The organism is Bifidobacterium amazonense, assembly GCF_018555435.2.
Lineage (GTDB): Bacteria > Actinomycetota > Actinomycetes > Actinomycetales > Bifidobacteriaceae > Bifidobacterium > Bifidobacterium amazonense.
Window position 1 is genome coordinate 1 of sequence record NZ_JAFEJT020000071.1, and the last position, 14,289, is coordinate 14,289.

10 protein-coding genes and 1 tRNA gene are annotated in these 14,289 nt (G+C 67.0%); 4 read left to right on the forward strand and 7 right to left on the reverse strand.

Going from position 1 to position 14,289, the window contains the following annotated elements; translation table 11 throughout:
- Window positions 1-74: 74 nt before the first annotated feature.
- On the reverse strand, window positions 75-1,316 hold the full coding sequence (locus tag JS533_RS12050) for a hypothetical protein (RefSeq protein ID WP_241514906.1): 1,242 nt from the start codon (window positions 1,314-1,316) through the stop codon (window positions 75-77).
- A gap of 99 nt (window positions 1,317-1,415) precedes the next feature.
- A complete protein-coding gene (locus JS533_RS12055; protein ID WP_241514907.1) occupies window positions 1,416-3,302 on the reverse strand; it encodes a PspC domain-containing protein in 1,887 nt (628 codons plus the stop codon).
- A gap of 124 nt (window positions 3,303-3,426) precedes the next feature.
- On the opposite strand from JS533_RS12055, the gene JS533_RS12060 reads away from it, so the two are divergent.
- Together JS533_RS12060 and JS533_RS12065 are read left to right on the forward strand one after the other, a co-directional pair.
- Complete coding sequence (locus JS533_RS12060) at window positions 3,427-4,845, forward strand: ATP-binding protein (RefSeq protein WP_241514908.1); 1,419 nt, start codon at window positions 3,427-3,429, stop codon at window positions 4,843-4,845.
- Entirely contained in the window at window positions 4,842-5,696 is an 855-nt protein-coding gene (locus JS533_RS12065) for a LuxR C-terminal-related transcriptional regulator (protein WP_274619262.1), read from the forward strand. Before JS533_RS12060 ends, JS533_RS12065 begins: the two co-directional genes overlap by 4 nt.
- A gap of 31 nt (window positions 5,697-5,727) precedes the next feature.
- Here JS533_RS12065 and JS533_RS12070 read toward each other — a convergent pair whose 3' ends face one another.
- The 3 genes from JS533_RS12070 to serS all read right to left on the reverse strand — a co-directional run bounded on the left by JS533_RS12070 (window position 5,728) and on the right by serS (window position 8,141).
- Window positions 5,728-6,363, reverse strand: coding sequence for an HAD-IA family hydrolase (locus tag JS533_RS12070; protein WP_241514909.1), 636 nt, complete (start codon window positions 6,361-6,363; stop codon window positions 5,728-5,730).
- 233 nt (window positions 6,364-6,596) lie between these two features.
- Window positions 6,597-6,681 (reverse strand) — tRNA-Ser (locus JS533_RS12075).
- A gap of 173 nt (window positions 6,682-6,854) precedes the next feature.
- Window positions 6,855-8,141: a serine--tRNA ligase gene (gene serS, locus JS533_RS12080; RefSeq protein ID WP_241514910.1), complete on the reverse strand. Its 1,287-nt coding sequence runs from the start codon at window positions 8,139-8,141 to the stop codon at window positions 6,855-6,857.
- A gap of 153 nt (window positions 8,142-8,294) precedes the next feature.
- Here serS and JS533_RS12085 point away from each other — a divergent pair, with 153 nt between their 5' ends.
- A complete protein-coding gene (locus JS533_RS12085) occupies window positions 8,295-9,437 on the forward strand; it encodes a diacylglycerol/lipid kinase family protein (RefSeq protein WP_241514912.1) in 1,143 nt (380 codons plus the stop codon).
- Between the two features lie 100 nt (window positions 9,438-9,537).
- On the opposite strand, the gene JS533_RS12090 is transcribed toward JS533_RS12085, so the two are convergent.
- Together JS533_RS12090 and JS533_RS12095 are read right to left on the reverse strand one after the other, a co-directional pair.
- Window positions 9,538-10,413 carry a PRD domain-containing protein gene (locus JS533_RS12090; RefSeq protein ID WP_241514913.1) on the reverse strand — a complete coding sequence of 292 codons (876 nt, stop codon included), beginning with the start codon at window positions 10,411-10,413 and terminating at the stop codon, window positions 9,538-9,540.
- Between the two features lie 33 nt (window positions 10,414-10,446).
- Window positions 10,447-12,552, reverse strand: coding sequence for a glucose PTS transporter subunit IIA (locus JS533_RS12095; protein WP_241514915.1), 2,106 nt, complete (start codon window positions 12,550-12,552; stop codon window positions 10,447-10,449).
- Window positions 12,553-12,991: 439 nt separating this feature from the next.
- Here JS533_RS12095 and JS533_RS12100 point away from each other — a divergent pair.
- Window positions 12,992-14,289 (forward strand): phosphohexomutase domain-containing protein (locus JS533_RS12100; protein WP_241514917.1); only part of this gene is annotated, 1,298 nt, incomplete at its 3' end.

A 14,289-nucleotide genomic window follows, 5' to 3' on the forward strand; every position in this document is an offset into this window, starting at 1 on the left:
ATCGTCAAACCGACCTCGACGCAACGGGAAATCAGCCTCTCAATCGTCAAACTGCACCCGAACCGCATCCGGCTTCACCATTGTTCGGCTGTGGCATCGTTCCGTTTGCGGCGGGATCCGATCATCGAGACGAGCGCCCAGATGATGGCGACCAGCACCAGCGCGCCACCGACGACCGCGCAGGAGATGGCGGCCACCACGCGCGGGTCGGCCTGCAGCCAGAAGAACAGGTTGGTCGGGTAATCAAGCCCGAACAGCAGCGTGACCACGCCGAGCAGGATGCCGATCACGCCGAAGATGATCGCCGCCGCATTCGGCCCGGTCTTGCGGATCACCTGCGGTTCGGCGGGTTCCTCACGCGCCACCTGCACGACCGGCTGGGTGCCACGATCCGGCCGGGTCCATGCCGGGGCAGGCCCCGGCGCGCCCTGTCGCACCGATTCCTGCGGGGTTGATTGCCGCACCGACGCCGGAGACCCACCTCTGCCAGGTTGCCCGGCACCATGCGCCGACGCCGTACCATCGTTCGCCGGAACGGTATCGTTCGTCCTCGGAACCCCCGCCCCGCCGAAGTCGGCCGCATCCGGCGTTTTGGCCCTCGGCATGCCGGACTCCGGTGCATCAGGCTTCGGCGCTCCGGTCTCCGACGGGCCGACCGCCGATGCGCCGGGTTCCGGCGTATTGACCTCCGGCGTGTCATCGTGCGCGTCATGATGAGCCTTACCGTGACTCTCTTCACGCCGAGGGATCGCGGCCGTCGGATCGTCGATCGGCGTGGCCACCGTCATCGGCACGGTCTGGGCGAAATCGTCCATGCTCGCGTCGATCACGTCCGGCTTGCCCTTGGGGGCCGATCCCGTGCCGCCGGTCGGCCGATCAGCTCCCCCAGAAGGTTTCACACCCTGTTTCACGATGCTCTGACCTGCGGCGCCCGTCTGCGCGACATACAGCGGCACCGTCGACGCAGCCTCGGCCGCGGAGGCATGGCCGCCGTCCCGGGCGCTCTCGGTGTTGCGCACCAACGTGGCGAGCGGCGTGGTCAGAGCCGTCTCAGATGCCCCGGCCGCCACGGAGACGTCGCCATCCGGATAGGTCACCATCGGGATGGTGTCGGCCGGGTCGCTCACCGGCAGCACTGAGGTCCGTTCGTCGCCGCCCACCGGCGGCATGGTTTCGGTCGGCGTCTCGTTGGACTTGTCCAATGTGGCCGGGATCACCGTCGTCTCGGTCGCATCCGAGGCACCGGCGGCATCAGCACCAGCACCGGCCGCATCCGCCGCGTCAAGCGCAACGGTCGTCTCATCGTTGGTCATCATCGTTCTCCTGTCAGTATGTCAGTTCGCGCCGTCCACGACGCCCGTCATGTTTCCGCTCATCCGCCGTCTCCGCACCGGCACCGTCACCGGCCGCGCGCATCAGTAATCGCCGATGCCACTCGTGCCGCGCGCGTACTCCACGGTCACCCGTCCGCTGATGATCGCGACCGGGTTGATGAGCAGTTCGGGACCGTCCTCCGGCTCTCTGTCCGAATCGGTCATCCACCGGCATCCGGACTCGCTGAAGCCGTCGGCCGAGCAGGTGTACACGTTGTTGTTGGAGTAGGAGTAGTCGCTTCCGTCGCTGATGCCGATGGTGTTGTCGTCGAAGGTCATCGACCATTTCCCGCCGAGCGAGGCGAATCCGGTCTGGTAGTAGACGTCGCGTCTGCCGAAGCCGTAGGTGCAGCCTTCCGGCAGCGTGACGGTGACGCGCACGTCGGACGCGCCGAGGTTGAGCTGTCCGCTCGGGCATTGCGAGTAGACGAGGTCGCCGCTGCCGAGTCGCACGCGGTGCGCGCCGCCGAACTCGTATCCGGTCAGGTCGAGCGTGACGTTGTCCGTGTCGTAGTCGCCGCCTTCGAACACCAGTCCCCCATCGTCATTCAACGGCAGCGACTGCGTCTGGGAGTACTGGATCGTGCGCGTGCCGCGGACCGCGATCCGCTCGTATCCCTGCCGGTACGCGTAGCCGGGATACTGGTGCAGCAGATACGAGTACGTCAGGTTCACGCCGACCACGCATACGGCGACGATCGCCGCGCACCATGCGATCGGGATCAGTCCGCCGGACCGGCGTCCGGTCAGGCCGAGCGCGACGATGAGCAGGCCGAGCGCGATGCACACGCCGGCCGACCAGAACGTCCATGTGCGGATCGCGCTGTTGAGACTGGTGCCGCTCATCACGAACGCGGCGGCCATCGACAGCAGGATCAGACCGAGGGACACGGCCACGATGAACGGGCCGGCCGGCTTGCGCCGCGCATACCGCGGTTTCGGCCTGGGCTGCGGCGCGCGGTACGGCGAGGTCATCGGCATGGTCGCGGACGCCGGAGCTGCGAACGGTTGTGCTGCGACCGGTTGCGCTGTGGACGGCCGTGTTGCGGACGACGCGGACGCTGCAGAGAAGATCGGCGCGACGGGGGGATTGTCGTTCGGCGCACTGTTCGGGATGCCGCTTGGCCTGTCATTGGGGACACCGTTGGGAACACCGTTGGGGACACCGTTGGGGACGCCGTTGGGGATGAACGGATCGCTTGGCCTGCCGAATGGACCGCCATCGGACCGGCCATAGCCGCGCCGACGGCGCGTCTCGCGTTCGAGCAGCAGCCACAGCACGAACGCGGCGGCCACAGTCAGTACGAAACCGGCGCCGGGGAACATCACGCCGATCGCGAAGCACAGGAACACGCCAAGACACGCCCAGTCCCAATCGCCACCGGCCAACCGTTCGGCGAGAATGCCGCCGTCGCGGTCGTCGGGCAGCAGGAACCATGCGAGCGCGTAGAACGCCGCACCGAAGCCGCACACCAACACCGCGGCGAACATGATCGCGCGCATCAGCACCGGACTGATGCGGAAGTAGCGGGCCAGTCCCCCGCACACGCCGCCCACCCAGCGGTCGTCGGACCGGCCTATGCCGCTGTTGCGGACCCACCGGAAGAATCGCGGCAGGACTCCGGACGCGCCGTTCGACCGGCCGGCCCCGCCAGCTGGAGGTGCCGGATTGGCGTACGGGTTCTGGCCAGCATACGGGTTGCCGTTGGGGTTGCCCGCCGGGTTGGCGTACAAGTTGCCACATGGATTGGCGTACGGGTTGCCGGTCGGATTGGAGGCCGGGTTGCCCGCCGAAGCGCCATACGGGTTGCCGCCGTACGGATTGCCCGCCGGAGTGCCGGCGGAACCATACGCCGAAGTACCGGCACCGGCAGGCCCGTTGCCGGAAGCACCGGAGGAAGGTTCGGAGAAGTCATGCGTATTGCTCATGGTTCCATTACAGCAGCCGCGACCTGCCACGGCCGTCCGGGAACACCCTGATTGTTCCCTGAACCATGCGTCACAATCCCCGAATGGCGCGTCGAATAGCGCGAGGCGGCGGCACAATGGAATCATGACCGATCGCAACCCCTACGCCAACCCGGACCGTCTGCCGCTGATGCGCCCGAAACAGGGCCGCATGCTGTGCGGCGTATGCCGCGGCGTGGCGCTGCATCTGGGCGTCGGCGTCGGCTGGGTGCGGCTGCTGTTCCTGATCGCGGCGTGCTGCTTCGGCGCGGGCGTCGTCGCGTACGTGTTCCTGTGGCTGTTCGTGCCGGTCGGCGATCCCGTCGCCGCCGCGCAGGCCCGTGCGACGACGAACGCACGTCAGCCGCTGTCGCGCGGCAATCGTCGGGTCGACGGACGCGGCGACGCGTTCGACATCGACGGCCCGTCCGGTAACGGTTCCGATCGCGGCCCCGACGATACGGACGCCCCGGCCGATCCCGAACGCGTGGCGGCCGGACAGTCGGAGACGTTGCTGGACGCGCTCAAACGCGCGCCCAAGCCGGCGCTGGTCGCACTGGCCGGACTGGCGCTGCTTGCGGTGACCGTGATCATGCTGTACGGCGGCGTGGCCGGCGAGCTGATCCTGCCGATCCTGCTGGCCTTGACCGGCGTCGGCATGGCGTGGCTGCGCTACGGCGCGAAGGACGGTCAGCTGTGGTCGATGCTCGGCGGTGTGGCGATGCTGTTCGTCGCGTATGCGGTGTTCGTGTTCGAATCGACGATCCCCGGCTGGGGCGCGTCCCCGCGGCGCATCGTGCTTGCCGGACTGCTGCTGCTCGCCGGCGCCGGACTGGCGATCGTGCCGTGGATCAGTTCGCTGATCCGCGATCTGGGCACCGAGCGGGCGCTCAAGGAACGCGAGGAGGAGCGCGCCGACATGACCGCGCATCTGCACGACGGCGTCCTGCAAACGCTCGCGCTGATCCAGCTGCACAGCGGCGAGCCTGCGACCGTATTCACGCTGGCGCGTCAGCAGGAGCGCGAACTGCGCGAATGGCTGTATCAGGAGCGCACCACGTCGGACCGTTCGGTCAGCGCCGGCATCAAGGAGGTCGCCGCGCACGTCGAGGACGCACACGGCAGGCCGATCGAGGTCGTGACCGTCGGCGACGCGCGGCCGAGCGCGCAGACCGACGCGCTGCTCGACGCCGCGCAGCAGGCGCTCGTCAATGCGGTGACGCACGGCGGCGAGCCGGTGTCGGTCTACTGCGAGGCCGGCGGCGGCAAGGTCGAGGTGTTCGTGCGCGATCACGGCGACGGATTCGACGTCGACGCGATTCCCGAAGGCCGGCTCGGCATCCGCGAGTCGATCATCGGACGCGTGCGACGGCGCGGTGGTACGGTGGAGATCGTGTCGCGGCCCGGCTGGGGCACGGAGGTGCGCATGCACATGCCGATCGCCGATGGTGCGGATGCCGGGCGGACCGGCGGTACGCACGCCGACGGCGGCGCGACGAGCGGAGAGGGGAAGGCGACGGCATGACGGACCGGATTCAGCCGCAACGGCAACAGCCGCAGCAACAGTCACAACAGCAGTCTCAACAGTCGTATCAGCCGCAGGACGGGCCGCGGCGGCAGCCGGCGACGGCCGAGACGTTCGCCGCGCTCGACCCGAACGGTCAGACCGTGCAGCCGATCCGCGTGGCCGTGGTCGACGATCACGAGATGTTCCGCGCGGGCGTGATCGCGACGCTGCAGCCGTATTTCACGATCGTCGGCCAGGCGCCGGACGTGGAGGGGTCGGTGGCGATGATCGCCGCGACCAAGCCGGACGTGGTGCTGCTCGACGTGCACGTGCCGGGCGGCGAGGGCGGCGGCGGGGCGGAGATCCTCGCCAAATCGCTCGCCTATTCGCCGCATTCCGCGTTTCTGGCGCTGTCGGTGTCCGATTCGCCGCAGGACGTGGGCGCGGTGATCCGCGCGGGGGCGCGCGGCTATGTGACCAAGACGATCACCGGCGAGGATCTGATCAATTCGATCCGTCAGGTGCATGAGGGGTATGCGGTGTTCTCGCCGAAACTGGCCGGATTCGTGCTGTCCGCGTTCCAGGGGGTGCCGGTCGGCGGGGACGGGCTCGGGCCGGCGGGCGCAGGCGGCGGCGTTGGCGGGGCTGGCACCGCGGGCGTACGCGATGAGGAGCTGGACCGGCTTTCGGCCCGCGAACAGGAGGTGATGCGCCTCATCGCGCGCGGCTACACGTACAAGGAGGTGGCCGCCGAGCTGTTCATCTCGATCAAGACCGTGGAGACGCACGTCAGCTCCGTGCTGCGCAAGCTCCAGTTGTCCAACCGCACCGAGCTCACCCGCTGGGCCGCCGACCGCCGCATCGTGTGAGGAAGGCGCCGGTCACAGACCGGTCACAGGGTCACAGGCCCAGCGCCGCACGGGTCTGCGCGGCGCTACGGAACTGAATGCCGTGGAGTCCGACGGCGGTGGCCGCGGCCGCGTTGTACGCCTTGTCGTCCACGAACGCGGTGGCGGCCGGATCGACGCCGAATCGTTCGATCGCACGCCGGTAGATCATCGGATCGGGCTTGCGGATCCGCTCCTCGGACGAGATCACGGTGTCGCGCAGCAGTCGCAGCCACGGGAACTTCTCCTGCGCGGCGTGCACGTACTTCGCGGTGAAGTTCGTCAACCCCCACAGTCGCACGCCGGCACGGTCCAGATCTCGCAGCAGCATCGGCATGCCGTCGATCATGTCGTACAGCGACAGCCGCTGCCGTTCGAAATACACGCGGAACACCCACGCGACGGCCGGGCCGTGATGCCGTTCGTAGTCGTCGAGCACGCGCTCCTCGCTCCAACCGGAGTCGCTCATCGCGTCGTAGTAGTCGAACCCGTATTCGTCCGCCTTGTCGAAGAACATGTCGACGACGCCGGCCGGATACTGTCCGTCGAGCGGCAGCCGCGGACGCCAGTCCAGCAGCACGTCGCAGTAGTCGAAGATCACGTCGGTGTACGGGCAGGACAACGGTTGCGATTGCACGGTATCGGTCATGACACCCACCCTAATCGCAGCCATGCGCAACTCGTTCGTGACTCTTTCGTGACCCGGCACGTGACCGGGAGTGGAACCCACCAACCACACCCCAAGCAGAAACCTTGATTTTCCAACGATTCGACGCATACCGTGCATGATCCGGTCCGCGCCGTGTCACGCTCCGCGTCACATCATCACGCGCATAGGCGAAATGAGAAGGGCCCCGGCACATGCCGGAGCCCTTGGAAAAGCGGACAGGGCGAGATTCGAACTCGCGGTGGGTTGCCCCACAACGGTTTTCAAGACCGTCTCTTTAGGCCACTCAGACACCTGTCCTTGCGTGCGCCCGAAAGCGCACGATGTTCAATTATACAGATGGGGCGGAAATCAGGCTTCCCACATGACGAACGTCACGCCTCCCACGTGACGAACAGTCCAGTGGACTGTTCGTAGCCGCGCACAGCGACAGCGGCCGTGCGCGACGCAGAACACAGCAGGCGTGACGGACGTCACGCCTCCCACTTCGTGGGCTCGATGACTTCCTTGCCACCCATGTACGGACGCATGGCCTTCGGGATCTCGATGGAGCCGTCCTTCTGCTGGTGGTTCTCGAGGATCGCGACGAGCCAGCGGGTGGTGGCCAGCGTGCCGTTGAGCGTGGAGACCGGGCGGGTGGAACCGTCCTCGGTGCGCTCGCGGATGTTGAGGCGGCGGGCCTGGTACTCGGTGCAGTTCGAGGTGGAGGTCAGCTCGCGGTAGCGGCCCTGGGTCGGCACCCACGCTTCGCAGTCGAACTTGCGGGCGGCGGAGGAGCCGAGGTCGCCGGCGGCGGTGTCGATGATGCGGTACGGCACCTCGACCTTGGCGAGCATCTCCTGCTCCATTTCGAGCAGGTGCTGGTGCTCCGCGTAGGAGTCCTCCTGCTTGGCGTAGACGAACATTTCGACCTTGTCGAACTGGTGCACGCGGATGATGCCGGAGGTGTCCTTGCCGGCGGCGCCCGCCTCGCGGCGGTAGCAGGAGCTCCAGCCGCAGTAGCGCAGCGGGCCGTTGCCGAGGTCGAGGATCTCGTTCTCGTGCATGCCGGCGAGCGCCACTTCGGACGTGCCGACGAGGTACTGGTCGTCGGGCTCGCGCAGACGGTAGATCTCGTCGGCGTGCGAGTTGAGGAAGCCGGTGCCGCGCATGACTTCGGGGCGGACCAGGGTCGGGGTGATGGCGAGCACGAAGCCGTGCTGTTCGGCCTGGTCGACGGCCATGGTGAGCATGGCGATCTGCATGCGGGCGACCGCGCCGCGCAGGAAGTAGAAGCGGGAGCCACCGACCTTGACGCCGCGGCGCATGTCGATGCCGGCCACCTCGGTGCCGAGGGTCAGGTGGTCCTTCGGCTCGAAGCCTTCGGCCGCGAAGTCGCGGATCTGGCCGACCTTCTTGACGACGACGTAATCGTCCTCGCCGCCTTCCGGAGCCTCCGGCTCGACGATGTTGGACAGCTTCCACATGGCGGTGGTGTACTCTTCGGCGGCGGAGTCGGCGGTGGCCTTGTACTCGGCGACCTTGGCGGCGAGATCCTTGGTCTGCGCGATGAGCGCGGCCTTCTCGTCGGCGGGCGCGGCGGCGACCTTCTTGCCGATCTCCTTCTGCTGGGCGCGCGCCTCCTCGTATTCCTTGAGGGCGGTGCGGCGGGTTTCGTCGGACTTGAGCACTTCGTCGACGAGTTCGACGGATTCGCCGCGCTTGCGCTGCGATTCCTTCACGACGTCGGTATGGTCACGAATGAATTGAATATCAAGCATGTGCCCCAGCCTACCGCCGTAAGCCGACACGCGGAACCGCGTCTACGTATTCGTAGATGTCATCGTCACGATCCGCCGCCTCACCCACCGAACGTGCAGGAATCGTCGAGTTTCGTCGTGTCGTGCGGGCGTCGCGGGCGATGTGCGGACACAATGGGAACCATGCCTACCGCCACCATCGTCGCCATCGTCCTCGCCGTCGTCGCCGGCATCGTCATCATCGCGGCCGCGGCGTACTTCGCCGTCCGCGCGTCGCACCGCCGCCGGCTCGCCGAACAGCTCGACCGGCGCAACGACGACCAGGTGCATTACGCGTTCATCGTCAACCCGTCAAAGCCGCAGGCCGCGGAACGCAAGAAGCACATCAAACAGTTCTGCAAGGCCAAGGGGCTCACCGAAATCGAGTTCATCGAGACGAAGCTCGACAAGGACGGCCGCGCGTGCGCGAAGGAGGCGCTCGCGCACGGCGCGGACGTGGTCGTTGCGGTCGGCGGCGACGGCACGGTGCGCACGGTGGCGAGCGCCGTCTCGGGCACCGGCCACGCGCTCGGCATCATCCCGATCGGCACGGGCAACCTGTTCGCCCGCAACATGGGCATTCCGGTCGACGACATCGACGCGGCGCTGTCGGTGGCCACGTCGCACGGCTCGCGGCATGTGGACATGGGCCGCCTGACGCTGCTGGACGATCCGGACACGGATCACGGCCACGCGTTCCTGATCATCGCGGGCATCGGCTTCGACGCGCTGATGATCGACGACACGGATCCCGAGCTGAAGAAGAACATCAGCTGGCTCGCGTATTTCGTGTCGGGCGTGAAGAACCTGTTCGCGCCGAAATATCACGGTTCGGTGACGATCCGCAGTGCGGACGGCAGCTCGCATACGATCAAGGGGCTCGCGTTCCGCACGTTCATGGCCGGCAACTGCGGCCAGATCCCGTTCTTCTCGCTGATGCCGGACGCCTCGTACGACGACGGCATCCTCGATTTCGAGATCATCGACACGTCGGGCGGCATTCTCGGCTGGGCGAACCTGTTCGGCGACGTGGTGCACCAGACGATCACCGGCAAGTCCGGCTCGAGCCCGCTGTCGACGAACTCGTCGATCGACAACATTCAGGGCGTGAGCGCGGAGATCATGCTGGAGAAGCCGGCGCTGGCGCAGGTGGACGGCGACATGCTGCCGGCCACGCGCCACATCCGCTTCGACGTGGAGCGCAAGGCGCTGTGCGTGCGCGTGCCGGAGGTCGACCCCGATCTGTCGGCGACGGGCATCATTCCGCCGATCAAATAACGTTTCGACGACGCGCGATACGCGGCGCGTCGACCCGTGCGCAACGTCCGTGCGCAACGTCCGTACGCGGCGTTTGCCGGCGATCGGCGACGATCGCGGATCAGTGCGCGGTCTCGTCCGCACGCGCGGCGCGGCGTTCCTCCTTCGCGTCGGACGTGACGCGCGCGATATGCAGCGCAAGATACGCGATCTCGTCGCCGGTGAGCGGCGAGTCGAGCCGGATGCGCACGATGTCGGCGACGGCGCGGGCGCAGCTCATCGCCTCGGGATACGACTGTTCGATCGACGTGATGATCGGCTCGGGTTCGCGGTCGAGCTGCTGGTGCTGCCTGATGCGCACGAACAGGTAGCGCAGATGCGTGATGAAACGGCCGACGTTGATGCTGTGCTGGTCGAGTTCGATGCCGTAGCAGCGTTCGATCACGGCGATCATCTGCTGGATGATGCCGGTCATCTGGTACGTGTACGACAGGTCGCCGTTGGAGAAGCCCGCGTTGACGAGGTGCAGCGTGAACGCCACGGCCTCACTGTCGGGCAGCGCGTGGTTCAGCTCGGCGTTGAGCTGGGCGAGGATGCGTTCGGCCTGCGCGTACTCGGCCGGATACAGCGATTGGACTTCGGCAGCGAGCGGATAGGCGACGTGTTCGCCCCGCTTGAACCGCTGCACGGCCCCGGTGACGTGATCGGCGAGCGCCATGACGAGCGTAGGCTTGGATTCAGCCTGCTGGCCGAGTCCCACGCGCGTCATGGCGTCGGTCACGAGTCGGATCATCTCGGGCGGGATTCCGGCCAGCAGTTCGGCCAGATGATCCGGGTCCCGCCCGTCGGAGGGGACGAACACCCGAACGACCTTCGCGTCGTCGATCTCCTGCCCCGGTTTCGCCTTGAAGCCCAGTCCCCTGCCGGTGACGATGACCTCCTGCGAGCCGTTTGCGGCAAGCACGACGTTGTTGTTGAACACGCGAAGCACTTTCAAGTGCGTCCCCTTTTGTCTATACGGCCTCCAGACTCAGTGCTGGATGTCGAGCACCGGGTCGCCCGCGGCGACGTCGATTCCCGTCTTCGGAGTGACGCCGGCCAGGGCCACGGTATTGAGCACCGTCATCAGGGTGGTGGTGCTGTATCCCGCTGCCTTGACCTTATCAAAGTCGACGGTCACGAGCGTGTCGCCGGCGTTGACGCGCTGTCCGGCGGCCACGGCGACGGAGAAGCCCTCGCCGTTCATCTTGACCGTGTCGATGCCGACGTGCACGAGCACTTCGACGCCGTCATCGGACTTGATGCCGAACGCGTGGCCGGTTTCGGCGACGGTCTGCAGCACGCCGGAGATCGGGGCGACGACGGTCGAGTCGGTCGGCTGGATGCCGACGCCCTCGCCGAGCGCGCGGGAGGCGAACACCGGATCGCCGGTGTCGTCGAGGGAGATCACGTGGCCGGCGACCGGGGCGTTGACCGTGTCGGTCGCGGCGGCGGCCGGGGCTTCGGCGACGGCGGTCGCAGTCGCGGCGGGCGCGGCGGCCGGAGCGGCGGCCGGAGCGGACGCGGCCTGGGCCTCGAGCTCACGGTCGGCCTTCTCCTGGGCGAGGCGCTCCTGCAGCTCGGCCTTCTGCTCCGGAGTGCGGTAGTCGAGCGTGACGATCAGGAACATGGACACGGCGAACGCGACGGCGATGGACACGCCGTAGACCCACATCTGGTTGAAGACCGGGACGGTCAGCAGCGAGGTGAACGCGAAGGCGGTGGTGGTCACGCCGCGCACGGACTCGCCGGAGGCGACGACGGACGGGAACAGCCAGCCGAGGACGGCGATCACGACACCGCCGGTGCCGCAGCCGATGAGCATGCGCTTGTAGACCAGCTTGTAGCGCAGGTGGATGCCGTAGAGGGACGGCTCGGAGACGCCGCCGAGCAGGCCGGCCGCGAGCGCGCCGATGGAGGTCTGGCGCATTTCCTTGTCATGGTCGCGGATGGAGAGGAACAGCACGCCGGCGGTGGCGCCGAAGCAGGCGAAGTTCCACACGCCCATCGGGCCCTGGATGAAGTCGTAGCCCATCGACTGGATGTTCATGAGCATGAGGGCGTTGAGCGGCCAGTGCAGGCCGAGCGGGACGAGGAACGGGTAGAGCAGCGGGATCGCGATGGCGAAGATGAACGGGGCGTGGCCGTTCATCCAGGCGAGGACGACGCCGAGGCCGTTGCCGACCCACACGCCCAGCGGGCCGATGATGAAGGCGGTGAGCACGCCGACGATGATCATGGAGAAGAACGGCACGAACACGAGCTGGACGCTGTCCGGGATGATCTTCTTCAGGCCGTGGTAGACGAGCGCGAGCACGGCGGCCATCATGAGCGGGACGAACACGTTGCCGGAGTAGTCGGACAGCTGCATCGGCAGGCCGAAGACGGTGGCGGTGCAGTCGGTGGTGCCCAGCGTGGCGTTCTCGACGCACTTGACGGCGTCGCCCCAGGTCTTGGCGTCGGACAGCGCGGTGAACTGCGGGGTCATGAGCATGGCCATGATGGAGCCGCCGAGCCACGGGTCGACCTTCAGCTTCTTGGAGGCGTTGTAGGCGACCATGATCGGCAGGAAGTAGAACACGCCCTTCCAGATGGCCTTGATGAACATGAGCGAGGTGTTCGCCTCGTCGTTGGCGATGACACCGAGCGAGATGAACAGGTTGACGAGCGCGATGATGATGGACGCGCCGAGCAGAACGCCCAGGATCGGGCGGAACGAGTCGGCCAGGTACTCGAAGAACGAGTCGAGCCAGGCGACCTTGCCGCGCGCCTTCGCGCGCTCGGCGGCCTTGACCTCGGCATCGGTCATCTTGCCGTTGTTGGCGGACTTGGCGGCGGCGCCGGCGTTCGCCATCTCGGGCAGGTGCATGATCTCCTCGTACATGGAGGCGACCGCACCGCCGATGACGACCTGGTAGCGGTCGCCGGCCTGCGGGACCGCACCGAGCACGCCCTTCATGTGCTGCAGGCGGTTCTGGTCGACCTTGCCTCCGTCGACAAGCTCGAAACGCAGACGAGTGGCGCAGTGCGTCAGGCTCTTGACGTTGCCCGGACCACCGATGGCGTCGATGATCTGCGACGCTGTGGATTCAGCCATCTTTGGTTTCCTTCCCTTGTGTTCCTGTTGTTCTCCTGTTATGTTCTCCGCCCTCGCAGAACCGCAAGACAACAAAAAAGACCCAAGACATACACCTATGGCAGGCATATATCTCAGGTCTTGCGTCTTATGTGACTTGCAACCCTGCAAAAGTAGAAGTTCATAAGGCAGTGTAACGCCCTCGAACCGGTTCCGCCAACTTTCGGCGCGTCGCCCGCTGCGCCAACGGTCGCACCGGCCATCGCGACACGGCGAAACCACCGGTCCCGCCCGTGGCGGCACGGCCTCCTTTCGGCGGCCATACGGCCGAAATCCGCCCCGCACCGGTCTTCCCCGAACCATCCGCGGCGCATTCGTCAGCAAGGATTCGCGCGGCGTACGACGGCAATTCATGTTGCAAATGTTTTCACCCCCGGAAAACCGTGGCAAAATAGGAGTCATGGTAGCAACAAACGCGGGCCTTCCCGCCACCCCAGCTGATCTGATCAACGTCGACGAAGTCATCGGCAAGTACTACGACCTCGTCCCCGATCCGTCCGTCCCCGAGCAGCGCGTCATCTTCGGCACCTCCGGCCACCGCGGATCGTCCCTGAAGACCTCGTTCAACGAGGCCCACATCGTCGCCATCACGCAGGCCATCGCCGAATACCGCAAGAAGGCCGGCGTCACCGGTCCGCTGTATCTCGGCTCCGACACGCACGCGCTGTCCGCGCCGGCCAAGAAGACCGCCATCGAGGTCCTCGTCGCCAACGGCGTGCACGTGCGCATCGACTCGCGCGACGACTTCGTGCCCACCCCGGTCGTCTCCCAGGCGATCCTGACGCACAACCGCGCGGCCGACGGCACCCAGCGCTTCGAGGGCGAAGGACTGGCCGACGGCATCGTCGTCACCCCGTCGCACAACCCGCCGACCGACGGCGGCTTCAAGTACGACCCGGTCACCGGCGGCCCGGCCCCGGCCGACGTGACGAACGCGATCGCCGCGCGCGCCAACGAGCTGCTCGGCGACTACAAGTCCGTCAAGCGCGTCCCGTACGAGGAGGCCGTCAAGTCCGAGTACGTCGAGGGCTTCGACTTCCGCGAGCACTACGTCGATGATCTGGCCAACGTCATCGACTTCGACGTCATCCGCAACTCCGGCGTGCGCCTGGGCATCGACCCGCTCGGCGGCGCGTCCGTGAACTACTGGCCGCTCATCAACGAGAAGTACGGCCTCACGATCGGCGTCGTGCGTCCCGAAGTCGACCCGACGTGGCGCTTCATGACCATCGACCACGACGGCAAGATCCGCATGGACCCGAGCTCGCCGTACGCGATGAAGGGTCTGGTGGACGAGCTCAACGCCGGCGCGTGGGACAAGTACGATCTGGTCGGCGGCACCGACCCGGATGCGGACCGTCACGGCATCGTCTGCCCGAACTGGGGCGTGATGAACCCGAACCACTACATCGCCGTGTGCGTGGAGTACCTGTTCGGCGGCAACCGTCCGGGCTGGCCGAAGGGCGCCGCCGTCGGCAAGACGCTCGTCTCCTCCTCCCTGATCGATCGCGTGGCCACGTCGATCGGCGCGAAGGTGCTCGAGGTCCCGGTCGGCTTCAAGTGGTTCGTGGACCCGCTGTTCAGCGGCGAGGTCGCGTTCGGCGGCGAGGAGAGCTCCGGCATGAGCTTCCTGCGCCGCGACGGCCGCGTGTGGACCACCGACAAGGACGGCCTGATCCCCGACCTGCTGGCCGCCGA

Coding starts and splice junctions, on each gene's coding strand:
- JS533_RS12050 (WP_241514906.1), bottom strand. CDS start 1,316: ATGATGACCAACGATGAGACGACCGTTGCGCTTGACGCGGCGGATGCG.
- JS533_RS12055 (WP_241514907.1), bottom strand. CDS start 3,302: ATGAGCAATACGCATGACTTCTCCGAACCTTCCTCCGGTGCTTCCGGC.
- JS533_RS12060 (WP_241514908.1), top strand. CDS start 3,427: ATGACCGATCGCAACCCCTACGCCAACCCGGACCGTCTGCCGCTGATG.
- JS533_RS12065 (WP_274619262.1), top strand. CDS start 4,842: ATGACGGACCGGATTCAGCCGCAACGGCAACAGCCGCAGCAACAGTCA.
- JS533_RS12070 (WP_241514909.1), bottom strand. CDS start 6,363: ATGACCGATACCGTGCAATCGCAACCGTTGTCCTGCCCGTACACCGAC.
- serS (WP_241514910.1), bottom strand. CDS start 8,141: ATGCTTGATATTCAATTCATTCGTGACCATACCGACGTCGTGAAGGAA.
- JS533_RS12085 (WP_241514912.1), top strand. CDS start 8,295: ATGGGAACCATGCCTACCGCCACCATCGTCGCCATCGTCCTCGCCGTC.
- JS533_RS12095 (WP_241514915.1), bottom strand. CDS start 12,552: ATGGCTGAATCCACAGCGTCGCAGATCATCGACGCCATCGGTGGTCCG.